The organism is uncultured Eubacterium sp., from assembly GCF_934561735.1.
Classification (GTDB): Bacteria; Bacillota; Clostridia; order Oscillospirales; family Acutalibacteraceae; genus Eubacterium_R.
Genome location: NZ_CAKTGT010000001.1, coordinates 200,373 through 226,116, shown reverse-complemented (window position 1 = coordinate 226,116; position 25,744 = coordinate 200,373). Strand labels below are relative to the sequence as shown.

Below are 25,744 nucleotides of genomic sequence, written 5' to 3'. Positions count from 1 at the left end.
ATATAAACAAAGGGATAGGCAAGCCTATCCCCTACAGACTGTCAATAAAGTATTTTCGACACGCTATAGGCTGTTGAGAAAGTTTCTGAATTTCGTTTTCTTGCGAGTGGGAGCTGTACGATTGTACCGCCCCCGAGCAAAAAACGAAAAACGCCAAAAGTGCCGCAAATTCGATGTTTGCGGCACTTTTACAATCCCTCCGTCAACACTTCGTGTTGCCACCTCCCTTTACACAGAGGAGGCATTAAGCGGTTAGTTTATTTATTGGCGTGTTTCAGATGCTTTATCAACAGTCCTTTTTAGGAACGATTTTGTCCTTGCCGCCCATATACATACGGAGTGCTTCAGGAATTGAAACCGTGCCGTCTGCGTTGAGGTTGTTTTCAAGGAACGCAATGAGCATTCTCGGCGGAGCAACAACCGTGTTGTTAAGAGTGTGAGCAAGGTAATTGCCTTTTTCGCCTTTAACACGAATCTTGAGGCGTCTTGCCTGTGCGTCTGTAAGATTTGAGCATGAGCCGACTTCAAAATACTTCTTCTGTCTTGGTGACCACGCTTCAACATCGACCGACTTAACCTTGAGGTCTGCAAGGTCGCCCGAGCAACATTCAAGTGTTCTTACAGGAATATCGAGTGAGCGGAACAAATCAACGGTGTTCTGCCAAAGCTTGTCAAACCACATCTTTGATTCTTCAGGCTTGCAAACAACAACCATTTCCTGCTTCTCAAACTGATGAATTCTGTATACACCACGCTCCTCAATGCCGTGAGCACCCTTTTCCTTACGGAAGCAAGGCGAATACGAAGTGAGGGTGAGCGGAAGTTTTTCTTCAGGTGTGATGGTGTCGATAAACTTACCGATCATTGAGTGCTCGGAAGTACCGATAAGATACAAGTCCTCGCCCTCGATTTTGTACATCATAGCGTCCATTTCCTCAAAGCTCATAACACCTGTTACAACATTTGAGCGAATCATAAACGGCGGCACAACATATGTGAAACCACGGTCAATCATAAAATCACGGGCATAGCTGATAACTGCGGAATGAAGTCGTGCGATATCGCCCATAAGATAGTAGAAGCCGTTGCCTGCAACTCTGCCGGCAGCTTCCATATCGATACCGTCGAATGTTTCCATAATATCGGTGTGATAAGGGATTTCAAAATCAGGAACAACAGGCTCGCCGTAACGCTGAACTTCAACATTTTCGCTGTCGTCCTTACCAATCGGAACAGACTCATCAATGATGTTCGGAATCATCATCATTCTCTTTGTTACTTCTTCCGTAAGCTCGGTTTCCTTGCCGGCAAGTTCGTCAAGTTCCTTTGCCTGAGCGGTAACCTTTTCTTTGAGAGCCATACCCTCTTCTTTTTTACCCTGAGCCATAAGAGCACCGATTTCCTTTGAAACCTTGTTTCTGTTGGCACGGAGTTCGTCCGCCTTTGCGATAACCTGACGGCGTTCCTCGTCAAGCTCAATAACCTCGTCTACAAGATGAAGCTTGTGCTCCTGAAATTTCTTCTTGATATTTTCCTTAACCACATCGGGATTTTCTCTGACAAATTTAATATCTAACATTATTTTTTCTCCTGTTTGTTATTTATAAGTATATATTATATTACTTTGCAATGGCATTTGCAATATTTTTTAGGTCATCAAGGGTGTAAAATTCAATTTCGAGCGTGCCCTTGTTTCTGCCGTTGTACACTCTGACCTTTGTGCCGAGTGCCTCGGTGAGCGAAAGTTCAACCTCGTCATAAAAACTGTCACGCCTTTTTGCGGTTTTTTGCTCTTTTGATTTTGCGGCAGGACGCTTTGCCATTTTTTCAACATCACGCACCGTAAGTTTTTTTGAAACTATTTGATTTGCACATTCAATCATCATCGGCTGATTGTCAAACGCAAGAAGTGCCCTTGCGTGACCTGCCGAGATTGTGCCGTCCTTTGCCATTTCTCTGACTTCTTCAGGCAATTTGAGAAGTCGCAAAGCGTTGGTGATTGCCGGTCTTGACTTGCCGACAGAAGTTGCCACCTGTTCCTGCGTATAGCCGCATTTGTCAATAAGTGCCTGAAGCCCCTCCGCCTCTTCAATCGGGTTGAGGTCCTCACGCTGTAAGTTTTCGATAATGGCTATTTCCATAGCCTCGGTGTCGGAAAGTTCCTTGATGATTACCGGAACTTCCTTGAGTTCTGCCAAACGGCTCGCTCTCCAACGGCGTTCACCTGCAACAAGCTGATAGCCTCCGCTTGTAAGCGGTCGAACCAAAAGCGGTTGAAGCACGCCGTGCTGACGAATGGAATCCGCAAGTTCTTCAAGTGCGGTTTCGTCAAAAGTTTTTCTCGGCTGTTCTTTGTTAGGGATGATTTCGTTTATGTTGAGCGTGCTTGTATTCACCATTGAATCGGTGTTGTTTTCAAGCATCAACGCACCCAAACCCTTACCGAGTCCCGACATTTTTGCCATATTTTCCTCCTAAATTGTTTACGCTGAATTATGATTATTGCTTACTCAAAAACTCATCTACAAACTTTTTGTATGCAAATGACGGCTTTGAATATTTTTCGTAATAGATTACGGGCTTGCCGAAGCTTGGTGCTTCCGCAATCTTGACGGAGCGAGGAATAGCCGTTTTGTACGGCTTGCCCGGGAAGTATTGCGACACTTCATCAATAACCATTTGGTTGAGCCTCAATCTGCCGTCATACATTGTAAAGAGTACGCCCTCAAGTTCGAGGTGTTCGTTGTAATGTTGTTTGATTGTGCGAACCGTTGAAATGAGTTGACTGAGCCCCTCAAGTGCATAGTATTCGCATTGAAGCGGAACAATGAGCGTATCTGCGGCAACAAGAGCGTTGATTGAAAGCAAGCCGAGTGACGGCGGGCAGTCAATAATTACATAATCAAACTCCATAATAAGGGTTGCGATTGAACGCTTCAGCACGCTGTTGCGGTTTTCAAGTTCGGCAATTTCAACTTCTGCACCTGCAAGGTTCATATTGGCAGGGAGAAGATACAGGTTTTTGAATTCGGTTTGAACCATAACGGAACGGGCGGTTTGCTCGCCCACAAGCACATCATAAGTGCTGTGCTCAACCTGACTTTTGTCTATGCCTACGCCGGATGTGGAATTGCCTTGCGGGTCAATATCTATAAGCAGAGTTTTGTAGCCCTTTTGACCGAGTGCGGCAGCCATATTAACACAGGTGGTTGTTTTGCCTACACCGCCTTTTTGATTGAATATTGCAACAGTTTTGCTCATAAATTCACCTCATTCGTTTTCTGATTATTATTATACTACTATACTTATTATATATCAAGGTGAATATATGGTGTATGTTCCACGTGGAACATCAATATGTGGATTTGAATGTTTCATATGAAACATTATATAACATTTTCCGATTAACCGTAGGGGCGAACTGTGTTCGCCTATCGGGAGGATAGTATCCTCCCCTACGAATATATATGTTTCATGTGAAACAACGCAAAACGGACAGGCATAACCTGTCCGTTCCGCTGTGATGAAAAGAGGAGAATATGTTTAAAATGGTTTTACCCATTTTAAGCCGATTTTTGACCGACCGCCTTCGGTATCTTAATTCGATACTCAATATAGTCGTCAGTTTCTGTTTTGTCCGACACGGCATCTATGCCTGAGTCCTGCATAGTTTTTATTGCCTTGTTAACCGTGTTAACAAATATTCTGAAATCCTTATATATAGGATGAGTTGTTCGTTTTTTAGGCTTTGGCTTTGCATAGAATGTTGCAATATAGCTTTCTGTTTGGGCAACATTTAGGTGCCTTTCTTTGATGACATTGAGCACTGTCCATATGTCTTTTTCGTTTTCTATATTAAGGAGTGCCCTTGCATGTCGCTCGGTTAGGTGCTCTTTTTCTATAAAATATCGCACATCAACGGGCAATTTAAGAAGTCGAACCTTGTTTGAAAGAGCAGATTGGCTCTTGCCGAGTGCCTTTGATATGTCTTGCTGGGTCATTCCGAACACAGTCATAAGCTGTCCGATTGCCGCCGCTTCCTCAAAAAACGACAAATCCTCACGCTGTACATTTTCGAGTATGGAATACACAGCCGATTGCTCTCGGTCTATGTCCATCTCTATGCACGGCACGGTGTCTATCCCTGCCAAAATTGCGGCACGAAGTCGGCGTTCGCCTGCTATAATTTCGCAATAATCCGAATTGTTCATTCTGCGAATAAGGAGCGGTTGAAGTATTCCGTTTTCTTTTATTGAATTGGCGAGTGCAAGCATTTCTTCCGATTGAAACTGATGCCTCGGTTGGTTGGGATTTGGCAACAGCTTTTCGGTTGCTATATATGATATGTTGTTCATAAGCCTGTCCTTTCGATATACTTATATTAACATAAACAACGCAAAAAGAAAAGGATTTCTCATCGAGAGAAATCCTCATATTTCGCCATAAATTCTGATTTTACAAAGGTTTTGTTGATATTTTTTTGGACTTGCGGGGGAACTGTGTCGGAGTTTGCGATATTTTTTTAATCACAACTATTGAGCGTGGTTCCGTGCTGTTAAGTTTATATGAAATATTGTCAACAACTTCACCACCGAGAGTCGCAATGGCATTTTTCGCTTCTTCCGTGTCGTCATTGCTTCCTTTGAGTGCAACAAAATATCCGCCGACCTTAACAAACGGCAAGCAGTATTCGGCAAGCACATTCATCGGTGCAACGGCTCTTGCGGTAGCCAAATCAAACATTTCGCGGTAATTTTTGTCTTGTCCTGCGACTTCTGCACGCTCGTGAATGAGCTGTGCTTCAAGTCCGAGAGCGTGAACGGCTGTATCCAAGAATGTTAATCTTTTGTTAATTGCGTCCATCATTGTTAGACACAAATCAGGTTTATAGATGAGTAACGGCACACTCGGGAAGCCTGCACCGGCACCCACATCAATAACCGTTTGGATATAATCAAGGTTAAAATACTTAGGAAGCATAAGGCAATCCAAAAAATGCTTAACCTCAATTTCCTCGGGTTCGGTAATGGCGGTCAGGTTCATCTTGCCGTTCCACTCCACCAAAAGTTCGGCATACTTGTCAAAGCGGTCAAGTGCCGTGTCGTCAAGAATTATTCCGTTTTCTTTTGCAAGGGAGCAAAGTCGATTTTTGTCAATCATTGTGCATACTCTCCAAAATAATATTCAACGCCGTTATGTCGGCAGGATTAACACCACTGATACGGCTTGCCTGTCCGAGATTTTGCGGACGGATTTTTGACAACTTCTCAACAGCTTCAAGTCGCAAACCTTTAAGCGAGGAATAATCAATATCGGCAGGGATTTGCTTTGCCTCAATCCTACGCATTTCCTTAATCTGAGCCTCTTGCTTTTTGATGTAGCCCTCATATTTTATGCTGATTTCCACCTGCTCAAAAACTTCAAACGGAAGGTCGGGACGATTTGTATCAATAGGTGCCAAATCGTCATATGTAATCTGCGGACGACGCAAAAGTTCAATCATCTTGCAACCTGTTTTGAGCGGAGCTGTGCCCTTGGAGGTCAAAATTTGCTGAACCTCATCGGTCATCGGCACGGACAAATTCTTTACACGATTGAATTCTTCCTTAATAAGCTCCTGTTTCTTGCAAAACTTTGCAAAACGCTCGTCGCTGATAAGTCCGATTTTGTGGCCTGTCGGAGTAAGTCGAATATCCGCATTGTCCTGGCGGAGCACAAGACGGTATTCGCTTCGGCTCGTCATCATTCTGTACGGGTCGGAGCAACCCTTTGTAACAAGGTCGTCAATAAGCGTGCCTATATACGAACCGCCACGGTCAAGAATAAGCGGTTCTTCGCCCTTAATTTTGAGTGCGGCGTTAATTCCGGCAACAAGTCCCTGTGCCGCAGCCTCCTCGTAACCGCTTGAGCCGTTGAACTGGCCTGCACCGTAAAGCCCAGGAATATCAAGAAATTCAAGGGTCGCTTTAAGTGCGGTCGGATCAACGCAATCGTATTCAATAGCGTAAGCCGCCCTCATAACCTGAGCGTGCTCAAGCCCTTTGATTGTATGAATAAACGCAAGCTGAACATCTTCGGGAAGGGAAGAACTAAGCCCTTGCAAGTACATTTCTTCGGTGTTTTCACCGCAAGGTTCAATGAAAAGCTGATGTCTTTCCTTGTCGGCAAATCTTACGATTTTATCCTCAAAGCTCGGGCAATAACGAGGTCCTTTGCCCTCAATCTTGCCGCTGTACATCGGCGAACGGTCAAGATTGTCAAGAATAATTTGCTTGGTCTGCTCGTTTGAATAAGTGATATGGCAAACAACCTTGTTTTTAGGTTGTTCCTTGGTTTCAAACGAAAACGGAACGGTACGCTCGTCACCCTCTTGAACATCGAGTCCGTCAAAATCAATGCTTCGTCTGTTAACACGGCTCGGTGTGCCCGTCTTAAATCTGCGAAGCGGAATGTTGAGTTTGTAAAGTGCTTTGCTGAGTTCGTTGGCAGGGAACATTCCGTCAGGTCCGCTCTCGTATGTTACATCACCGATGTAAACTCTGCCGCCCAAAAATGTACCCGTTGCAAGGATAACGGCTTTTGCACGGAACAACGCCTCAAGCCTTGTCTTAACCACCCACTCGTCACCGTCTTTGTAAAGGTCGATGATTTCACCCTGACGAATGTCGAGATTGTCGGTGAGTTCAAGCGTATGCTTCATACCTGCCGAGTATTCACGCCTGTCAATCTGAGCACGCAGCGAGTGAACCGCAGGACCTTTGCCGAGGTTGAGCATTCTGCTTTGGAGCGAATACTTGTCCGCCGCCTTGCCCATTTCACCGCCGAGAGCGTCAATTTCTCTGACAAGGTGGCCCTTGCTCGTTCCGCCGATAGACGGATTGCACGGCATATTGCCGACCCAGTCCAAATTTATTGTAAACACGGCGGTTTTTACGCCGAGCCGTGCCGATGCAAGTGCCGCTTCTATTCCTGCGTGACCCGCACCGATAACTATTACATCATATTTTCCGCCAAAATATTCCATATTTCACCACAATTACTTTCCGACACAAAACTTGCTGAAAATATTATTAACTACTTCTGTTGTTGCCTTTTTGCCTGTTAACGAGAGAAGCTCCTCAACCGCACTGTCAACCATAACATTAACGGCGTCAAAGGTCACGCCCATCTCAACTCCGCCGATTGCTTCGGCTATGCTTTCTTTTGCATTTTGGCAATTCTGCCTTTGGCGAAGATTAGCCAAAATCGGAGCACCGGCGTCAAAATCCTGGACACCCAAAAGTTCCTCAACCGCCGAGGACAACTCTTTCAGCCCCTTGTTTTCCTTTGCACAGATGTAAACCACCTTTGTAAATGCGTTTTCTATCTCGTCTGTTTCAAGCTTCTGTTCAAGGTCAACCTTGTTGATGACCGCAACGGCAGGCTTGTTTTTCGCCTTTTCAAGAATTTCTCTGTCCTGCTTTTGAAGCGGCTTGTTGTTGTCAAAAACCGCAAGCACAAGCTGTGCATCGTCAAGTGCCTTGTACGCCTTGTCAATTCCTATGCTTTCCACCACATCGTCACTTTCACGCAGACCTGCCGTGTCACGCAGATGAAGAACAAGGTCGCCGAGGCGAACGCTCTCCTCAACAATATCACGGGTTGTGCCCTCGATTTGGGTAACAATGCTCTTGTCCCTGCCTACAAGCATATTCATCAAACTGCTTTTGCCGACATTCGGCATGCCTACAATCGCCGTATCAACTCCGTCAATCACGGTTTGACCGTTATCATAATTTTGAAGAAGCTCGTCAAGCTCGCCCTCACATTCTTTGAGAGTTGTAAGCAGTTCGGTTTCTTCAAGTTCGGGGATTTCCTCGTCGGGATAATCCACCCAAGCCGACATAAGCGCCGACATATCAAGCAGTTTTTGCAAAACAGAATTAATCTTATCGCTCAAAGAACCCTGCAAGGCATTGAAAGAGGCTTTCATTCCGGCTTCGCCCTGTGCGGAAATAAGGCTTGCCACCGATTCCGCCTGGGTCAAATCCATTTTGCCGTTGAGGAACGCCCTCTTTGTAAATTCGCCCGCCTCGGCAGGCTTTGCACCTGCGTCAAGCACGGCTTCCAAGGTTTTTTGAACTATAAGAAGTCCGCCGTGAACGCTGATTTCCACAACATCCTCGCCGGTGTACGATTTAGGCGACTTAAACACAAGGGCAACGGCATTGTCGCTCGGCTGACCACCGATTATAACATTGCCAAACTTTGCTCTGTATCCGCCCAGGTCCGAAAGAGCACTGCCGTCCATAGGCTTAAACACTCTGTCCGCAACCGCTGTTGCCTCGTCACCGCTTATTCTGATTACACCGATTCCGCCTGCCGCGTTGCCGGTTGCTATTGCCGCAATAGTTGACATACTCTTTCTCCTTTACATTTTTATGCAAAAAAGGTGCAAAATACCAAAACCCATAAAATATGGTTAGTATACTGCACCTTTCACCTGCTTATTTATTCACTTCAATCTTGCCGAACTTTGGCAAATCTGCTCTGTCAGCCTTTGGTGTGTGATTTGCCGGAGCCTTTGTAACAGCCTGGCTTCTGCCGCCTCTGCGATAGTTGCCGCCTGTGCTTCTGCTCACACCGCCTGTCGGCTCAAGAACAACTCTTCTGTCCTGATTATATCCTATTGAGCGTGATTCAACACCTTCAATTTCCTGCACAGCTGTGTGGATAATTCTTCTCTCGTAAGGATTCATCGGCTCAAATGTGTATCTTCTGCCTGTGCGAAGAACTCTTTGAGCGTTTTTCTTTGCAAGATTTGAGAGAGTCATAGCTCTCTTTTCTCTGTAGTTGCCTACATTGATTACCACTCTGACATATTCCATAGTGCTCTTCTTGATAACAAGAGAAAGAAGATACTGAATGCTGTCGAGAGTTTCGCCTCTGTGACCGATTACAATGCCGTAATCTTCGCAATCGAGGTCGATGGTTACAACGCCTTCTGCATAAGACGCTTCAATTTTTGGGTCAACGATTTTTAACCCCTCAAGGATTGTCAAAAAGTAGCTCTTTGCATATTCAAGGTCAACACTCTTTGGATAATCCTTTTTAGGTTGCTCGCTCTTTGCCTCCTGTGCCTGAGCAGTTTTTGCCGGAGCATCCTGCTTTTTAGGAGCCTGAGGCTTTTTCGGAGCGGCTTGCTTTTTTTGTGCCGGCTTTTGAGCAGGCTTCTTTTCAGGTGTCGGCTTCTTTGCCTTTTCAGGGCGTTTGCCGTCATCAAAAGATACCTTAACTTCAAAGTCCTTTTTGCCGAAGCCTAAAAAACCTTTGCTTCCTGTTTGGAGCACCTCGGTTTTGATTTCGGCACCTGCCGGAGCATTAAGCATTGCTTTTGCGGCAGATACTGCGTCCTCTAAAGTCTTGCCGGAACCGATTCTTTCAATAATCATATATTGTAAATCTCCGATTTATTTTGTGTTTTTGATACTTTCTTCTCTCGAACGACGCTCGATAGTTGACTCAATCATCTGACGGGCAACATTACGCTTAGGAGGGAAGAATTTTGCCATAAACAACTGTTGTGCGGTAGCCACAATGTTGGAAATAATCCAATAAAAACCTACAGCGGCAGATACCTTAAATGAGATGTAGAAAGAGAAAAACGGCATCATAAGCATCATAATCATCATCTGCTGGCCTTGAGCGGCAGCTGCCGGATTTTGCTTTTTCTGAATCTGCTGTGACAACAGTGTTGAGCCAAAAGAAGTTACCAAACAAAGAATAGGAATGATGATTATAGGATTTTTCCAGTCCTTGATGCTCGGAATTTGAGTCATATCAAGGTTGCCGATAAACATATGTGCCTTGTAGTCGGCAATCGCATTAAGCTTTGCCTCAGTGAAAAGTTCAGGGAACTTCTTTGCAAGCACATCTCTGTAAATCTCAAAGTTTTGAAGAATTTCTATCTGGAAATAATTGCCCTTAATCTCGTGCACCTTGTTGAGCGCTTTGAAAATCGCATCACTGTTTGACGCAATATCAACGCCGATGATATATTGGATAGGATAGTAAATAATACCGATAATACCCATCAAAAATACCATTTGAAAGACCATAGGACCGCAGCCCATATTCATAGGATTGTGACCTTCACGATTGTAAAGCTCCTGCATTTCCTCCTGCATCTTCTGACGATCTTTAGGGTCATTTGAATTTGCGTACTTCTTTTGAATTTTTTGAATTTTCGGCTGAAGACGGGAGGTCTTAGCCATTGTTTTTTGCTGTTTGAGGTTAAATGGTAACAATATCAAACGGGTGATAATGGTAAACACAATAAGAGCAAGGAAGTATTGGTCGTTGAAAAGCATCAACAAACCTTCCATACACTTACCGAACAACCAGTAAAGCGGTTTAAACAAACCCATACCGTTTGATACAGCCATAGTAATAGTTGTTATCACCGATAATTGTCCTCTTGTTTTGTTTTCTTCAGCGGAACAGGGTCGTAGCCACCCTTAAAAAACGGATTGCACCGCAATATCCTTCTTACGGCAAGCAAACTGCCTTTGAATATTCCGTGGATTTGTATTGCCTCAATGGCATACTGCGAGCAGGTGGGCGTGTATCTGCACGACCCATGCGAAAATCTCGGCGACAAAGTCACCTGATAGGTCCTTATCAAAAAAATCATTGCCTTTTTGACAAGTGCGTTAATCTTCTTCATTCACCGCACCCATTGCTTTCATATGAGCAAGCATGGCTTTTTCCACCGCGTCCTCTTTGCACTTGGTTGTCCTTGTTCTTGCAACAAAAACAAAATCCCAACTGCCGTTAATCCTCGGCTCAATATTCCTAAAAGCCACTCTGATAACACGACGCGCACGATTACGCTCAACCGCACCGCCGATTTTTTTGCTTGTGGTTATTCCGTAACGAACACCGTCCCCGCGGCTTTTCATACCGTAGGTTACAAGTGCAGAGCTTGCCTCGTTTTTGCCTCTGTAATACAATCTGCGAAAATCCTTATTTTCTTTTAAGGTTTGACCTTTCACAAAACCGTTCCTTTACTTGCTAATTAGTAAGAAAGTGACTTTCTGCCCTTTGCACGACGGCGAGCAAGTACCTTTCTACCGTTCTTTGTTGACATTCTCTTTCTGAAGCCGTGTACCTTCTGTGCATGTCTTTTCTTTGGTTGAAATGTTCTCTTCATTCTTTTTTCACTACCTTTCGCAAAGACTAAACTTGTCTTAATCTTTTATAATCTCTGTGCGGCATAGCACAGGCAAATTGCTTTTGTTGATATATGGCAATACTGCCACACATACTATTAGCCTTGATATTATATTATAAAATATGTCAATTTGTCAACAAAAACTTGTATTTATTATTAATCTATTATATAATAGCACTATATATTGGGGGTGAGCAAGATGTCAACAACTAAAAATGCCGCTTTGGGCATAAAAAAGTTTTCAAACATCGTGTTCACATTTACAATATTTTTTACTTCCTGCTGCTTTATCGACCACACAAAGCTGTATTTTTTCTTTGCAAGATTTGAATACAGGAGCATAAAATTTTTGCTTGCCGTGGTTTTGCCGGTCATAATAACGGCAGTTCACTATTTGATAAACAGGGATTTGCTGTTCATTGCCGACCGAACCGCCGGCATAATGGGCTTGTACACATTTTTGTATGCACTTGACAGCCTCACGCTAAAGCTGATGTGGTATGTTGAAAAATCGTATTCGCTTTACCACCTTGCCTACGGACTTGAAACCTTTTTTTCGGTTTTTGCCGTTATGACGGTAATTGCGTTAATCAGGCAAAGGCAGGGGCACTTTAACAACAATTATTGCGAGGCGTCAAAAAGCTTTTTTGTCGGTTCAATCCCCGTTTTTATAATCGGTTTTTTTATGATATACATTATCATAAGAACATACGGCTGGGAAGAAGTCAGCATAAACCTCACTCCGTTTAAAGGCGAGATGAGTGCTTTTATCACGGAAAGAAAACCTAAATTGCTGGTAAGAGATGCCGGCAATGTATTTTACTTCACCGCTTTGTCAATGATGTTTTGCGAGCTTGCAAAACGGCACAAACGGTTTTGGGCGATAGGCTTTCCGATAATACTGAGCACGCTTATGGAAGTATATCAGTTTGTTTTTCGCTGCGGCGAGAGCGATATTGACGATATAATAATGAACACGGCGGGGGCACTCCTCGGCTGTGTGGTTTACAAAATAATTATTGAAAAAATCAAGGAGAACGAATTATGCTGGGAATCATTGGAGCAATGGATGTGGAAGTAGCAAGTATCAAGGCAAAAGTTAAAGATGCTGTTGAAACCGAAATTGCGGGAATAACCTTTGTTTGCGGAACAATCGATAATGTTATGGTTGCTGTTGTGCAGTGCTCACCGGGCAAGGTAAATGCCGCACTTTGCACGCAAATTATGATAGACACCTTCAAGCCCGACGCAATTATAAATGTAGGTGTGGGCTGTTCGCTTTCAAGTGATGTTGTCATCAAAAATGTTGTTATCGCAACGGATGTGTGCGAATATGATATAGACATTACCGCCCTCGGCGAACCGAGAGGATTTATCAACGGGCTTAATGTTATCAAGGTGGAAACCGACAGAGAAATATCCGAAACGCTCAGCCAATGTGCAATCCGTTGCGGCGAAAAAATTCACAGGGGCACGGTTGCATCGGGCGACACCTTCATTGCTTCGCAAGAGCTTAAAGACCTTATTTCAAACGAGTTTGACGCAATTTGCGGCGAAATGGAGGGCGGAGCAATCGGTCACACCTGCAAGGCAAACGGCGTGCCTTTTGCCGTTCTTCGCTCAATAAGTGACGGCGGCGACGCAAACGCACAAATGGATTATCCAACCTTTAAGATGATAGCCGCTAAAATCAGCACGGATATTATCCTTGATTTTATCAAAACGCAAAAAACACAGTTTGAATTGTAATCAAGCATCATTACACCGTAGGGGAGGATACCATCCTCCCGCAAAACCGTTTACACCGTAGGGGAGGATATCATCCTCCCGTAAAACCACCGCCAATGAAAAAGAACGGCACACAAAATGCCGTTCCGTTTCAATATATTGCAATCTGACTTGCCGGGCAACGCCCGATAGTTTACTCTAAAATATAGTTTGACAATATGTATTCCTCTGCCTCGGTGATAATATCCTTGAGCGGAGCAAATTGGTTTTCGTCAATGCCTGTGCGTGACTTGTCCTCAATAAGCACAAACTTTGCGTCTTGCACTGCAATCGCCGCCGATGCCAAATCACGGGCAACAGAATAATCAATTCTGAAAAGTTCCTTTGGCAAATCGCCTGCTTTGGCAAGAGTCAATGCACCGCGATATATGCAAAGCATAAAGTAATCATATACAAATTTGCTTTGATTATTGTTTGCACCTGCGGTTGCAAGCTCAAGCAAATATTTTGTTGCAAGTGCCATTGATTTTATCGAGCGGCCCTCGCCGTTGCCGTCAAGAGCGGAAAGCACATCACCGTTAAGCCCGTTCCTGCTGTCGCTTACACCAAGCAGATAGTCGGTGGTAACTCCGTAATATCGGCTGCATTTAATAACAAAATCAAGCCCACATTCTCTGATGCCTTTTTCGTAATGAGAAAGAAGTGCTTGAGAAATTCCCAAATCGGTGGCAGCCTTCTTTTGGCTGATGCCTCTCTCTTTTCTCATCTTTGACAACATCTGGGAGAATTTGGACAGTTTTTCAGTCTCGTTCTTCATAATTTCCCCTTGGTCATTTAATATTAGAACAAAAGCGATAGTTCTCTTTTCATCACTATACAATTTGTAATCCTTATATATACTACCACTTATTATACAATTTGTAAACAACAAATTTTTATTTGTTGCATTTTTGTAACATTTAGGATAAAACTTCACTTACACGGAACTCACACGGAGGTTTAACACAATGAAATCATACACAGTGTATTTATTAAGACACGGACTCACAAAAGGCAATCTCAACGCACAGTATATTGGGCACACCGATTATCCTTTGTCCACATTTGGTATAGAACAACTCAAAGAGATAAAAAAAGAGCACTCCTATCCGGAGGCTGATGCGGTATTTGTTTCGCCTCTCAAAAGGGCACTTGAATCCGCCGATATTATGTTCCCAAAAAATAACAAAATTGTAATAGATAACTTTATCGAGTACTCATTCGGCGAATTTGAGGAGCTTACCGCAGAGGATTTGAAGGACAATGAGGACTTCAAAAACTGGCTCCACGGCGATATGTATGCCCGTCCGCCTTACGGCGAAAGCAATGCCGAATTTGTGCAGAGAGTGTGCAAGGCGTTTGAGCAGGTTGTTGAGGGCTGCATTTCAACAGGCACGGAAAAGTTTGCAATCGTGTCGCACGCAGGCGTGTTGATGACGATTTTGGCTTGCTACGGACTCCCGGAAGCACCCATGGCACATTGGCAAATGGACGCCGGCTACGGCTACAAGCTCCGCATCACACCGTCACTTTGGATGCAGGGCAAAAAGGTTGAAGTAGTTGACACCGTACCCGTTCCGCTGAGCAAAGAGGAAAAATAAATTAAAACATTAATGCCTCCCGTTATGTGGGAGGCATTTTTCGTAGGGGAGGATATCATCCTCCCGCAAAACCGTAAGGGCGACCTGCGGTCGCTTCGTATTTAAAATTATTTGTCAACCTTAGGAAGCTTTGCAAACGATTTTTCAAGCTCTTCATCGGTCGGAATGTAATCGGTCATCTTGCCGTCGTGGAAGCTTTCATATGCGTACATATCAAAGTATCCTGTGCCTGTCAAACCGAATACAATGGTCTTTTCCTCGCCTGTTTCCTTGCATTTAAGGGCTTCGTCAATAGCAACCTTGATTGCGTGTGAGCTTTCGGGAGCAGGGAGAATACCCTCAATTCTTGCAAACTGCTCGGCTGCCTTAAACACCTCTGTTTGAGCAACAGCCACAGCTTTCATCAAGCCGTCTTCGTAAAGTTGAGAAAGGGTAGAACTCATACCGTGGTAACGCAAACCGCCTGCGTGGTTAGGTGCCGGAATAAAGTCCGAGCCGAGAGTTTTCATCTTTGCAAGAGGGCAAACCATACCGGTGTCGCAGAAATCATATGCAAACTTGCCTCTTGTAAATGACGGACAGCTTGCCGGCTCAACCGCGATAATGTCGTAATCGGCTTCGCCACGGAGTTTTTCGCCCATAAACGGAGCAATCAAACCGCCGAGATTGGAGCCGCCGCCTGCACAACCGATAATCATATCAGGCTTGATATTGTACTTGTCGAGTGCCGCCTTTGTTTCAAGACCGATAACGGATTGGTGCAAAAGTACCTGATTGAGCACCGAACCGAGAACATATCTGTAGCCCTCTGTTGATGTTGCAACTTCAACGGCTTCCGATATTGCACAACCGAGCGAACCTGTTGTGCCCGGATGTTCGGCATTTATCTTTCTGCCGATGTTTGTATCCATAGACGGTGACGGTGTAACCGAAGCACCGTATGTACGCATAACCTCTCGTCTGAACGGCTTTTGCTCATATGAGCACTTAACCATATAAACCTTGCAGTCAAGGTCAAAATACGAGCAAGCCATCGAAAGTGCCGTGCCCCACTGACCTGCACCCGTTTCGGTTGTTACACCTTTAAGTCCCTGCTTTTTTGCGTAGTAGGCTTGTGCAATCGCCGAATTGAGTTTGTGCGAACCCGAGGTGTTGTTGCCCTCAAATTTGTAGTAAATTTTTGCCGGTGTGCCAAGCTTTTCTTCAAGGCAATATGCCCTTACAAGCGGTGACGGACGATACATTTTGTAAAAATCACGGATTTCCTGCGGAATGTCAAAATACGCTGTTGTGTCGTCAAGTTCCTGCTTAACCAAATCGTCGCAAAAAACAGGTCGCAAATCGTCGTAGCTCATCGGCTCAAGTGTTCCCGGATTGAGAAGCGGTGCCGGTTTGTTTTTCATATCGGCACGAAGATTGTACCAAGCCTTTGGCATTTCGCTTTCTTCAAGATAAATTTTGTATGGAATGTTTCCGTCTTTTTTCATAATAATCTCCTTAAAATATGTAAAATTGTGTTGTTGTTTAATTTTTAAATGAATTTTCAACGGCTTCGCCATCGTTTTACTAACAAAAACATAATTTATCTCCTAATAAATACAAAAAACCTGTCCCCGCAAAACTGCTGGGACAGGATAATTTACCTGTGGTGCCACCCGGCTTGATGCAAAAGCATCCACTCATCGCATACTATCATATGCAAGCTGTTGATTACGAGGTGCTTAACCCCGTCGCCCATACTCCGACTTTCGCCGTTTCTGTTTGCCCTCTGAAGTCCATTCCGCATTTTATCTGTATATCGCACTTCCACCGACTGCGACTCGCTGAATACAACAACAAAACCGTACTCACTCTTCATCATAGGTTTGATGTTTTATTGAATTAATCACATAATACACCGCTGTATCAATTTTGTCAATACCTTTTATAAAAATTTTTTATTGTAAGCTTTCAAAATGTTGAATAACAACTCGTAGGGGCGAACTTTGTTCGCCTAATATCCACGAAGCCCAACCGTAGGGGCGACCTGCGGTCCCTAATAGCCACAAAATCAAACCGTAGGGGCGACCTGCGGTCGCCTAATAATTAAAGAGGCGAACAAAGTTCGCCCCTACGAATATTAATTGCCTTAATTGGTTTATTCTTCGTCAGTTTTTTCCGGCGCACGGGTGGTTACTTCACCGTAATTTTCGTTGGTGTAGGTTGCCTGCACGGCATAGCCCGTTTCGGAATAAAATCCCGATTCACGGCAGTTGATGTAGTCAACTCTTGTGCGTGCAAGTGTAATGCTGCTCTTGCCGTAAATGTCCATTTGGAGCATATATGCGTCCATCGGATAGTCGGCTTTCCAGCACCAAGCACCGTAAAAAGTACCGCCTGCACCGTTTTCGTCATTTCTGTATTCCGGTACATTGGATGTGAAAACATCATAGCTCATCCAGCCCTCGCTGAGAGCATATTTTGCCGTAGAAATAATATTACTCTTCGGCATATCCGTCCTTATATACGGAACCATATCGTTAAGGATTTTGAGGAGTTGAACGCTTGAAGCGTTTTTCATATCGCTGAAAACCTTGCTCAAGCATATCTTTTGACGGTTTGCACGCATATTGTCGGAGTCAATCTTTCTGATTCTGCAATAAGCAAGAGCCTGCTTGCCCGAAAGTTTGAGCGTACCCTTTGTTCCGTCAAATGTTTTGTCGATATAAACACCGCCATATCTCTTTTGGTGGTTGTTGATTTCGTTAATTTCGGCACTTGTGAGTTCAAGCTCAACACCGCCCAAATTGTCGATTATCTTCTCAAAACTTGTGAAGTTTACAATAACATAGTTGTCTATCTTGATTTTATAAAGATTTTCAACTGCTGAAATATAGGTGTGAATATCGCCGCCGTAAGTGGACATTGCACCGTTGATTTTGCCGAAGTGGCCTGTTGATTCGTCACCCGGTGTGGTTTCCCAATAAGCGTAGGCGTCACGGAGAATTGATGTGAGTTTAATCTGCTTTGTGTCAAGATTTACGCTTGCAACGATTGCAGAATCGGCTCTCGTTCCGCTCTCAAGCACCTTTTTGCCACGGGTGTCCTCACCGATAAGCATAATGTTGAGCACTCTTGATGACGATGCAGGTGTGCCGTTTTTGTACCACTTCTTAATCATATCCTGAAGCGAACCGATTTCCGATGCGTCCGTTTCTTCAATCGGGTCAAAGCTTTCAACCCGTTCGTCCATCTTCATCTGAGAAACATTGGTTTGCTTGTCCGCATTTTCGTCCGTCACGGTTTCCAAAATATTATTAACATACCAATAAACACCTATGCCTGCACAAAGAACAATAATCAAAAGAATAAGAATTACTCGAATTGCCGTATTTTTCTTTTTCTTCTTATCGTTCTTTTTCTTCTTTTTCTTTGCACGCTCTCTGTCACGGTCGGTCTCGCCGGAGGAATTGATGTAATAATTTTCGTAATCGTTGTTTTGCTCAACAATGTCCTTTACATCAACAAATTCTTCCTCGTTTTCAGGCACCGTTCTGTTCCTCTTTTCGTGAGAAACATTAAGCGGTTCAAGCGGTTTTTCGTCCGTTTTAGGCAATTTAACATCCACCGTGTTTTGCGGTTTTGCCGCCTTTTTTTGCTCTGTTTCGGCATTTTCGGTTTGTTTTGTGGTTTGAGAATAAATGTCCTCCGGTTTCTCTCGTTGCTCCTCGCTCGGGGTAATATCCTCCACAACAGGCTCAGGCTTTTTGCTGTTGATAACTTCTTCTACAACCTTTTTTGCAGCTTCGTCATCCGACTTAATCTGAGCCTCGTTTTCTTCTCGGCGTTTTTTGACCTCCGAGAGAATATCGTCGATATTATATCCTTTTTCCATAAATTACTCCTCTGTCATTACTGACGGTTATTATTCCTCGGTTGGCACATCTTCATTCTGTGCCTCGGCATCCGTTTGCTCCGGAGCGGTAATTTCTTCTTCATCTGCCGCTCTTTCAACAATGCCTATTGTTGCAACCTTTTCGTTGTCCTTAACGGTCATTACCTTAACGCCCTTGCCGCCTCTCTTGATGAGCGAGATTTGGTCGGCGTGGGTGCGGATAACTACACCGTCCGAGGTAATCATAATAACATCATTTTCTTCCATAACGGGAGCAATCATAGCTACCTTGCCGTACTTGTCGGTGTGGTAGTTAATAAGTCCCTTGCCGGCTCTGCCCTGAACACGGTAATCTTCAAAATCACTTCTTCTGCCGTAACCTGTTTCGGACACGGTAAGAAGCTGCATATTGTCAACGGCAACGGCAAAGCCTACAACATAGTCGCCCTCGGCAAGCTGAATTGCTCTTACGCCTCTTGCGGTTCTGCCGATAAGGCGGGCGTCCTCTTCCTTGAAGCAAATAGCCATACCGTCGTGAGTGGCAACAATAAGATTGCGTTCACCGTCGGTAATTTCAACCCAGCAAAGCTCGTCGCCCTCGTCAAGATTAATGGCGATAATGCCGTTTTTCCTGATGTTGTTGTATTGATCAAGTGCCGTACGCTTGATGACGCCGTTGCGTGTAACCATACAGAGATATTCTCTGTCGCCGTCCTTTGGCACCTTAACCATTGCGGTTACTTTTTCGTCCTGCTCAATCGGCAAAAGGTTGATTACATTCATACCCTTGCTTGTTCTTGAAGCTTCCGGAATTTGATAACCTTTAAGTTTAAACACCTTACCCATATTGGTAAAGATGAGTATAGCGTCGTGAGTTGAGCATGTAAACATATTCTTTGCAACATCTTCTTCTCGTCTTGACATACCCATAATGCCCTTGCCGCCACGGTTTTGAGCCTTGTAGGTGTCAACCGTCTGACGCTTGATGTAGCCACGCTCGGTGAGTGTGAGAATACAATCTTCAACAGGGATAAGGTCCTCATCATCAACATCACCCGTGAATGCGGAAATTTCCGTTCTTCTTTCGTCACCGTACTTGTCGGCAACTTCACGGATTTCCGTCTTGACGATGTCAAGCACTCTGTGCTCGTTGTTGAGAATATCGTTGTAGTCTTTGATTTTTTCGTGAAGTTCTTCCAACTCGTTCAAAATCTTTTCGATTTCAAGACCTGCCAACTGACCCAAACGGTAAGCAACGATAGCCGCTGCCTGTGGGTCGTCAAAACCAAACTTGTCCATAATGGCTTGCTTTGCGTCGCTCTGTCCGCCACGGCAGGCACGGATTGTTGCGATAACCTCATCAACAATGTCAAGTGCCTTTGCAAGACCCTCCAAAATATGAGCACGCTCTTCGGCTTTCTTGAGGTAAAATCTTGTTCTTCTTGTGATAATCTCCTCTTGGAATGAGATGTATTTTTGAAGAATTTGTTTGAGTGTGAGAATTTTCGGTACTCCGCCGTCAAGTGCAAGGAGAATAACGCCGAAAGTTGTTTGCATTTCGGTCATTTTGTAAAGATTGTTGAGCACAACCTGTGCGTTTGCATCTCTCTTTACGGTGATTTCGATGTGCATACCGTGTCTGTCGGTGTAGTCCTGCAAATCGGCAATGCCCTCAATTCTCTTGTCCTTGATGAGGTCGGCAATTTTTTCAATAAGTCGTCTTTTGTTTACGCCGTAAGGAAGTTCGGTTACGATAATCTTAAATCTGTCGTTCTTGGTTTCCTTGATTTCGGCTCTTGCACGAACAATGATTTTGCCTCTGCCGGTAGCATAAGCTTCTCTTATGCCCTTTGCACCCATAATTATGCCGTGGGTCGGGAAGTCCGGACCTTTGATGTATTGCATAATTTCTTCAAGCTCGGCGTCCGGATTGTCAATAAGACAGCAAACGCCCTCTGCAACCTCGCCCATATTGTGAGGCGGAATGTTGGTTGCCATACCTACTGCGATACCCGATGAGCCGTTGATGAGCAGGCACGGGAACTTTGTAGGCAAAACCTCGGGTTCAACTTCCGTATCGTCAAAGTTTGACACCCAATTTACTGTGTCTTTTTTAATATCTTCAAGCATTTTGAGCGAGATTTTGCTCATTCTTGCTTCTGTATATCTGTATGCAGCGGCAGGGTCACCGTCAACGCTACCGAAGTTACCGTGGCCGTCAACAAGCGGATGACGGAGCGAAAAGTCCTGTGCCATTCTTACCAAAGCATCATAAACGGATGCGTCACCGTGTGGATGATAGTGACCGAGCACTTCACCGACGGTGGTAGCACACTTACGGTAAGGCTTGTCCGGATAAAGTCCGGTGTTGTACATTGCATAAAGTATTCTTCTGTGAACAGGCTTCAAGCCGTCCCTTACATCAGGGAGTGCACGAGCAACAATAACGCTCATTGAGTAGTCAAGAAATGCACTTCTGATTTCCTTGCTGATTTCAACATCAACTATTTTTTGGTTAGAATAGTCAATATTGTCACGCACTACTTCTTTTCTTGCCATTTTGTAATATCTCCTATTCTAAAATTAAATATCGAGGTTTTTAACAAACTTTGCGTTTTGCTCGATAAACTGTCGTCTCGGCTCAACATCCTCACCCATAAGGATAGAGAAGTTTTCGCTTGCAATCTGTGCGTCATCAATGGTAACACGCTTCATTGTTCTGAACTCAGGGTCCATTGTGGTTTCCCAAAGCTGTTCAGGGTCCATTTCACCAAGACCTTTGTATCGCTGAACATCGCAATCTCCGCCCATTTTTTGGATAATGTCATCTCTCTGCTCGTCGGTGTATGCGTATTCGCTCTTTTTGTTCTTTGTCACCTTAAACAGCGGCGGCATTGCCAAATAGACATGTCCGTGTTCAATAAGTTCCGGCATATATCTAAAGAAGAATGTAAGCAAAAGTGTTGTGATATGCGCACCGTCAACATCGGCATCCGCCATAAGCACGATTTTGTGATAACGAAGCTTTGAAATGTCAAAGTCCTCGCCGATACCCGTGCCGAGTGCCGTGATTACAGGCACAAGTTTTTCGTTGCCGTAAACCTTGTCAAGTCGTGCCTTTTCAACATTAAGCATCTTGCCCCAAAGCGGAAGAATTGCCATATATTTCGGGTCACGGCCAAGCTTTGCCGAGCCTCCCGCAGAGTCACCCTCGACAATGTAAATTTCGCATTTTTCAGGTTCTTTTGATGTGCAGTCCGAAAGTTTGCCAGGCAATGAATTGCTCTCAAGCGGTGACTTTCTTCTTGCGTTTTCTCTTGCTTTTCTTGCGGCTTCTCTTGCACGGGAAGCGTCAAGCGATTTGTTGAGGAGTGTTTTTGCAACCTGCGGGTGCTCCTCAAAATATGTCATAAGTTTGTCATAAACAAGACCCGACACAAGACCCGTAATGTCTGTGTTGCCGAGTTTGCCCTTTGTTTGACCCTCAAACTGAGCCTCTGTAAGTTTAACCGAAATTACAACGGTGATACCCTCACGAACATCATCGCCCGTAAACTTTTTGTCGCTGTCTTTAAGTATTCCGTACTTTTTGCCGTAATCGTTAAACACTCTTGTAAGTGCGGTTTTAAAGCCCGTTTCGTGCGTACCGCCGTCAACAGTGTTGATGTTGTTTGCAAATGAAAGTTTTGTTTCGGAATAACTGTCGGTATAGCAAAGTGCAACTTCCGCACTTCTGTCGCCCTTTGTTGTGGAAATGTGGATAACTTCAGGCTGAATAGGAGTAAGTCCCCTGCTTTCGTTTATCCATTCTACGAATGAGCGGATACCGCCCTCGTAGCAATAAACTGCGGTATGTTCATCCTCGCCGTACTTGTCGCCCTCCGGCTTTTCAACAAGTTCTCTTTTATCCGTAAGGCTGATAGAAAGACCTGCGTTGAGGAATGCCTGCTCACGAAGTCGTCTTTCAAGAATATCAAAGTCGTATTGTGTTGTTTCTTGGAAAATTTCGTCGTCTGCCTTAAATTTGATAAAAGTTCCGTGGCCTTCGCTGTCACCGATAATATGCAAATCGTTAACCGGCACTCCTCTTTCAAATCTTTGTGCGTAGATGTGGCCGTTTTGAGTAACCTCAACCTCCATCCATTCGGAAAGAGCGTTTACAACAGACGAACCTACACCGTGCAAACCGCCCGAAACTTTGTAGCCCGAACCGCCGAATTTACCGCCGGCGTGAAGAACCGTAAGTACAACGGTTACGGCAGGGAGTCCTGTTTTTTCGTTGATACCGGTAGGAATACCACGGCCGTTATCACGAACGGTGATTACATTGCCCGGTAAAATCTCTGTTTCAATATGAGTACAATAGCCTGCAAGGGCCTCGTCGATAGAGTTATCCACAATCTCGTAAACAAGGTGGTGGAGTCCTCTCGGTCCTGTTGAGCCTATGTACATACCCGGTCTTTTTCTTACCGCTTCAAGACCTTCAAGAACCTGAATATCATCGGCGTTGTATTCTTCCGTTACAACGGTGTTAATATCCTCTTCTTCAAGATTGGTTAACTTCTTTTCTTCTTCCATTTAATAACCCCATTTATTTGGCACGCTTGTTGAGTGTGCCCGTGTTTATCGGACTTACAAAAACATTTTTGTCCGTTACAACAAAACATTTCGGCAAGTCATAGTTTACATAAATTACTCTTTTGTCTTTTTCGGCTTTTTTTAGATAATCTCGTGTTGCTTTGTTAACCGTTGATGTATCCATATCAAATATGCCGATTATGTCCTTATCTCTCACGAGGGTGTCCTCGCCTATGTGAAGATACATTGTCACCCCTCCGAGAGTGTACCGTTTTCTATATGAAAAGTTTTGCCCTTTTTCAGTCTGAGCACGGTTTCTTTGTCACAGCAGGTGATGAAAACCTGCAAATCTTTGATGTGATTCAGGATATAATCCTGCCGCTTTTCGTCAAGTTCGCTCATAACATCGTCAAGCAGGGCAATCGGATTTTCACCCGTCATTTCTTTGAGCAGGCTCGCCTCCGCAAGTTTGAGTGCAAGCACCGAACTTCTTTGCTGACCCTGACTGCCGTAAGTTTTAACGCTTTTGCCGTTAATCATAATTTCAATATCGTCACGGTGCGGACCTTTTGTTGTTGTGCGGTTAATCACATCTGTTTTTATATGACTTTTCAGCTTATCATACAATTTTTGTTCAATATCATTCACATCATCCGTATAGGTGTCCGCTCCGATATAAACAAGCTCAATGTCCTCTTTGCCGCCGCTTATGCCCTCAAATATGCTTTTAAGGTACGGTTTAAGTGCTTTTAGGTACATAATTCGCTGATAAATTATTTTTGCACCCAAGTTTGCCAGGTTAACATCCCACACTTCAAGCATAGGTGCAACAGCTTTTTCACTTTCCGCATTTCTGAGCAAAGTGTTTCGCTGAACAAGGGTTCTGTTGTAATTTTTCAGCAATGTTCTGTAATTGCTTTTTATTTGGCACAGTGCACCGTCAACAAATTTTCGGCGTTCGTTTGGACCTTCCTTAATCATATTCAGGTGGTCGGGACTGAAAATAATCGTTTTTATTTCGTCACCGAGGTCTGCGGCACTTTTCTTTTTTATGCCGTTTAGCTGCACCGTTTTTCTGTCTTTAATATTGATTTCGGCTGTCTGCACTCTGCCGTTTGCAAAAAAATCAAGTTTTAGTTTTGCATAATCACAGTTAAATCTTATGAGTTCTTTATCTTTTGCACCTCTGAAGCTTTTTGCTCCGCTGAACAAATAAAGTGCTTCAAGTAAATTTGTTTTGCCCTGTGCATTCTGACCCCATATGATATTTATATCGTCAAAATCAACCGACAGTTTTTTTATATTTCTGTAGTTTTCAAGTGTAATTGAATTAATCTTCATTTACTATCGTATAGTCAACCGCAAATGCCGTAACCACATCGCCGTTTCTTATTTTTTTGCCTCTTGCGGTACAAACTTCGCCGTTTACTCTGATTATTCCGTCTTGAATAAACTCTTTTGCCTGACCGCCCGTTTCCGCAATTCCTTTAAATTTAAGAAATGATTGCAACTGTATAAATTCGGTGTTGATTTTTACCGTTTCTTTTTGATGTTCTGCTGTTTTTACTTTAATTTTCATTTTTCAACCTCATAGGAAGTACAAGGAATATAAAATTATCCGCATTAATCGGCTTGATAACCGCAGGACTTACAGGTCCGCCGAGTTCAATTTTAACTTCATCCGTATCGCTTGCGTGAAGTGCGTCAAGCATAAATTTTGAGTTAAAGCCGATTTCAACCCTGTCACCCGATGTGTTTGCATGAGTGTAGTCAACAACTCTGCCGAGACTTGATACGGTTGACACTCTCATTTGGTCGCCGTCAAACAAACATCTGATTGGGTTTTTTTGATTGTTTTCAATAACCGGAAGTGTTCTTTCTATGCAATCAATGGCGTCACCGGTGTTGATGAGCACCGTTGTTTTTGATACGCTTGGAATTGCAGCCGTGTAATCAATGAATTCACCGTCAAGAAGTCGGCTGATAATGCTGTAATTATCAATTTCAAATACAATATGACGCTTGCTGATAAGCATATTCACTGTTTTTTCTTCTTCGGTATTAAATAATTTTATAATTTCTTTGATTGTCTTTTTAGGCACAACAAAATCAAGTTCTTCGCCGTCATAATTGATTTGTTCTTTTCTGATGGCAAGACGGTATCCGTCAACACCTATCATAGTGAGAGTGCCGTTTTCAACAACAAATTTAAGACCGGTATAAACAGGTTTTGACGATTCGTTATCCGCAACCGCAAAAACCGTTTGATTAACCATGGAATACATAAGATTTTGGTCAAGTTCAATCTTTTGTCCGTTATTAACAGACGGAAGCTCCGGATAATCTTCCGCATCAATACCAGTAATATTATATTGTGCCGCACCGCTGATGATAGATACAGAATTGCCGTTTGTTTCAATGGTAACCTCATCGTTATTCAGCTTGCGTATAATATCGCAAAGCACCTTTGCATTGATTACTATCGCACCCGGTTCAACAACATCAACACTCATAATTGTGTTGATACCGAATTCAAAGTCATATCCCGTAAGGCTCAATGTATTGCTTCCGCATTCAATGAGTATACCCTCTATTGTAGGAATGGTAACTTTGGTGCTTACCGCTCTGATAACATTGTTGCAGGCAGTAGATAATTCTTTTGTATTGCATATAAATTTCATACCGATGCTCCTCTTATATGATATAGCTTTA

25 protein-coding genes are annotated in these 25,744 nt (G+C 43.8%); 3 read left to right on the top strand and 22 right to left on the bottom strand.

All coding sequences use genetic code 11. The features are described from left to right. Nucleotides 1-286: 286 nt before the first annotated feature. The 12 genes from serS to rpmH form a co-directional block, all read right to left on the bottom strand. Nucleotides 287-1,579, bottom strand: coding sequence for a serine--tRNA ligase (gene serS / locus Q0E08_RS01025; protein WP_294775196.1), 1,293 nt, complete (start codon nucleotides 1,577-1,579; stop codon nucleotides 287-289). Nucleotides 1,580-1,619: 40 nt separating this feature from the next. After that, entirely contained in the window at nucleotides 1,620-2,465 is an 846-nt protein-coding gene (locus tag Q0E08_RS01020; RefSeq protein ID WP_294775194.1) for a ParB/RepB/Spo0J family partition protein, read from the bottom strand. Nucleotides 2,466-2,499: 34 nt separating this feature from the next. After that, nucleotides 2,500-3,261 carry a ParA family protein gene (locus Q0E08_RS01015; protein ID WP_294775192.1) on the bottom strand — a complete coding sequence of 254 codons (762 nt, stop codon included), beginning with the start codon at nucleotides 3,259-3,261 and terminating at the stop codon, nucleotides 2,500-2,502. A 302-nt stretch (nucleotides 3,262-3,563) separates the two neighbouring features. Beyond that, the gene (locus tag Q0E08_RS01010) at nucleotides 3,564-4,355 is read right to left on the bottom strand and encodes a ParB/RepB/Spo0J family partition protein (RefSeq protein ID WP_294775189.1); all 792 of its coding nucleotides are present in this window, start codon (nucleotides 4,353-4,355) and stop codon (nucleotides 3,564-3,566) included. Nucleotides 4,356-4,455: 100 nt separating this feature from the next. After that, the gene (gene rsmG / locus Q0E08_RS01005; RefSeq protein ID WP_294775187.1) at nucleotides 4,456-5,160 is read right to left on the bottom strand and encodes a 16S rRNA (guanine(527)-N(7))-methyltransferase RsmG; all 705 of its coding nucleotides are present in this window, start codon (nucleotides 5,158-5,160) and stop codon (nucleotides 4,456-4,458) included. Further along, nucleotides 5,153-7,024: a tRNA uridine-5-carboxymethylaminomethyl(34) synthesis enzyme MnmG gene (gene mnmG / locus Q0E08_RS01000; protein WP_294775185.1), complete on the bottom strand. Its 1,872-nt coding sequence runs from the start codon at nucleotides 7,022-7,024 to the stop codon at nucleotides 5,153-5,155. Before mnmG ends, rsmG begins: the two co-directional genes overlap by 8 nt. 12 nt (nucleotides 7,025-7,036) lie before the next feature. Continuing rightward, nucleotides 7,037-8,398 (bottom strand): tRNA uridine-5-carboxymethylaminomethyl(34) synthesis GTPase MnmE, encoded by a 1,362-nt coding sequence (gene mnmE, locus Q0E08_RS00995; protein ID WP_294775183.1) that lies wholly within the window; start codon nucleotides 8,396-8,398, stop codon nucleotides 7,037-7,039. Between the two features lie 88 nt (nucleotides 8,399-8,486). After that, nucleotides 8,487-9,431 (bottom strand): RNA-binding cell elongation regulator Jag/EloR, encoded by a 945-nt coding sequence (jag, locus tag Q0E08_RS00990; RefSeq protein WP_294775181.1) that lies wholly within the window; start codon nucleotides 9,429-9,431, stop codon nucleotides 8,487-8,489. 18 nt (nucleotides 9,432-9,449) lie between these two features. Further along, nucleotides 9,450-10,442, bottom strand: a complete 993-nt coding sequence (locus Q0E08_RS00985; protein WP_294775178.1) for a YidC/Oxa1 family membrane protein insertase — start codon at nucleotides 10,440-10,442, stop codon at nucleotides 9,450-9,452. Then, nucleotides 10,439-10,705, bottom strand: a complete 267-nt coding sequence (gene yidD / locus Q0E08_RS00980; RefSeq protein WP_294775176.1) for a membrane protein insertion efficiency factor YidD — start codon at nucleotides 10,703-10,705, stop codon at nucleotides 10,439-10,441. The genes Q0E08_RS00985 and yidD overlap by 4 nt, the downstream gene beginning before the upstream one ends. Further along, the gene (gene rnpA, locus Q0E08_RS00975; protein ID WP_294775173.1) at nucleotides 10,692-11,033 is read right to left on the bottom strand and encodes a ribonuclease P protein component; all 342 of its coding nucleotides are present in this window, start codon (nucleotides 11,031-11,033) and stop codon (nucleotides 10,692-10,694) included. Before rnpA ends, yidD begins: the two co-directional genes overlap by 14 nt. Nucleotides 11,034-11,056: 23 nt before the next feature. Next, the gene (gene rpmH, locus Q0E08_RS00970; protein WP_078768629.1) at nucleotides 11,057-11,191 is read right to left on the bottom strand and encodes a 50S ribosomal protein L34; all 135 of its coding nucleotides are present in this window, start codon (nucleotides 11,189-11,191) and stop codon (nucleotides 11,057-11,059) included. Between the two features lie 220 nt (nucleotides 11,192-11,411). Here rpmH and Q0E08_RS00965 point away from each other — a divergent pair, with 220 nt between their 5' ends. Together Q0E08_RS00965 and Q0E08_RS00960 are read left to right on the top strand one after the other, a co-directional pair. Then, nucleotides 11,412-12,293, top strand: coding sequence for a VanZ family protein (locus Q0E08_RS00965; RefSeq protein WP_294775171.1), 882 nt, complete (start codon nucleotides 11,412-11,414; stop codon nucleotides 12,291-12,293). Beyond that, complete coding sequence (locus Q0E08_RS00960) at nucleotides 12,257-12,961, top strand: 5'-methylthioadenosine/adenosylhomocysteine nucleosidase (protein ID WP_294775169.1); 705 nt, start codon at nucleotides 12,257-12,259, stop codon at nucleotides 12,959-12,961. The genes Q0E08_RS00965 and Q0E08_RS00960 overlap by 37 nt, the downstream gene beginning before the upstream one ends. 172 nt (nucleotides 12,962-13,133) lie before the next feature. Here Q0E08_RS00960 and Q0E08_RS00955 read toward each other — a convergent pair whose 3' ends face one another. Further along, the gene (locus Q0E08_RS00955; protein ID WP_294775166.1) at nucleotides 13,134-13,757 is read right to left on the bottom strand and encodes a helix-turn-helix domain-containing protein; all 624 of its coding nucleotides are present in this window, start codon (nucleotides 13,755-13,757) and stop codon (nucleotides 13,134-13,136) included. A gap of 190 nt (nucleotides 13,758-13,947) precedes the next feature. Between Q0E08_RS00955 and Q0E08_RS00950 the strand changes: the two genes are divergently transcribed. Further along, a complete protein-coding gene (locus Q0E08_RS00950) occupies nucleotides 13,948-14,580 on the top strand; it encodes a histidine phosphatase family protein (protein ID WP_294775164.1) in 633 nt (210 codons plus the stop codon). 107 nt (nucleotides 14,581-14,687) lie between these two features. Here the strand turns inward: Q0E08_RS00950 and Q0E08_RS00945 are convergent, their stop codons facing one another. From Q0E08_RS00945 to dnaN, 9 genes are all read right to left on the bottom strand, one after another. Then, nucleotides 14,688-16,067 (bottom strand): TrpB-like pyridoxal phosphate-dependent enzyme, encoded by a 1,380-nt coding sequence (locus tag Q0E08_RS00945; RefSeq protein WP_294775161.1) that lies wholly within the window; start codon nucleotides 16,065-16,067, stop codon nucleotides 14,688-14,690. Between the two features lie 152 nt (nucleotides 16,068-16,219). Next, complete coding sequence (locus Q0E08_RS00940) at nucleotides 16,220-16,441, bottom strand: hypothetical protein (RefSeq protein WP_294775159.1); 222 nt, start codon at nucleotides 16,439-16,441, stop codon at nucleotides 16,220-16,222. Nucleotides 16,442-16,717: 276 nt separating this feature from the next. Beyond that, complete coding sequence (locus Q0E08_RS00935; RefSeq protein ID WP_294775157.1) at nucleotides 16,718-18,454, bottom strand: LCP family protein; 1,737 nt, start codon at nucleotides 18,452-18,454, stop codon at nucleotides 16,718-16,720. 30 nt (nucleotides 18,455-18,484) lie between these two features. Continuing rightward, on the bottom strand, nucleotides 18,485-21,013 hold the full coding sequence (gene gyrA, locus Q0E08_RS00930; protein WP_294775155.1) for a DNA gyrase subunit A: 2,529 nt from the start codon (nucleotides 21,011-21,013) through the stop codon (nucleotides 18,485-18,487). Nucleotides 21,014-21,037: 24 nt separating this feature from the next. Continuing rightward, the gene (gene gyrB, locus Q0E08_RS00925; RefSeq protein WP_294775153.1) at nucleotides 21,038-23,032 is read right to left on the bottom strand and encodes a DNA topoisomerase (ATP-hydrolyzing) subunit B; all 1,995 of its coding nucleotides are present in this window, start codon (nucleotides 23,030-23,032) and stop codon (nucleotides 21,038-21,040) included. Between the two features lie 13 nt (nucleotides 23,033-23,045). Then, the gene (remB, locus tag Q0E08_RS00920; protein WP_177663216.1) at nucleotides 23,046-23,279 is read right to left on the bottom strand and encodes an extracellular matrix regulator RemB; all 234 of its coding nucleotides are present in this window, start codon (nucleotides 23,277-23,279) and stop codon (nucleotides 23,046-23,048) included. 2 nt (nucleotides 23,280-23,281) lie between these two features. Beyond that, on the bottom strand, nucleotides 23,282-24,373 hold the full coding sequence (gene recF, locus Q0E08_RS00915) for a DNA replication/repair protein RecF (RefSeq protein WP_294775149.1): 1,092 nt from the start codon (nucleotides 24,371-24,373) through the stop codon (nucleotides 23,282-23,284). After that, nucleotides 24,363-24,611, bottom strand: a complete 249-nt coding sequence (locus Q0E08_RS00910; protein WP_290910902.1) for an RNA-binding S4 domain-containing protein — start codon at nucleotides 24,609-24,611, stop codon at nucleotides 24,363-24,365. Before Q0E08_RS00910 ends, recF begins: the two co-directional genes overlap by 11 nt. Then, a complete protein-coding gene (gene dnaN, locus Q0E08_RS00905) occupies nucleotides 24,601-25,713 on the bottom strand; it encodes a DNA polymerase III subunit beta (protein WP_294775143.1) in 1,113 nt (370 codons plus the stop codon). The genes Q0E08_RS00910 and dnaN overlap by 11 nt, the downstream gene beginning before the upstream one ends. Nucleotides 25,714-25,744 lie beyond the last annotated feature (31 nt).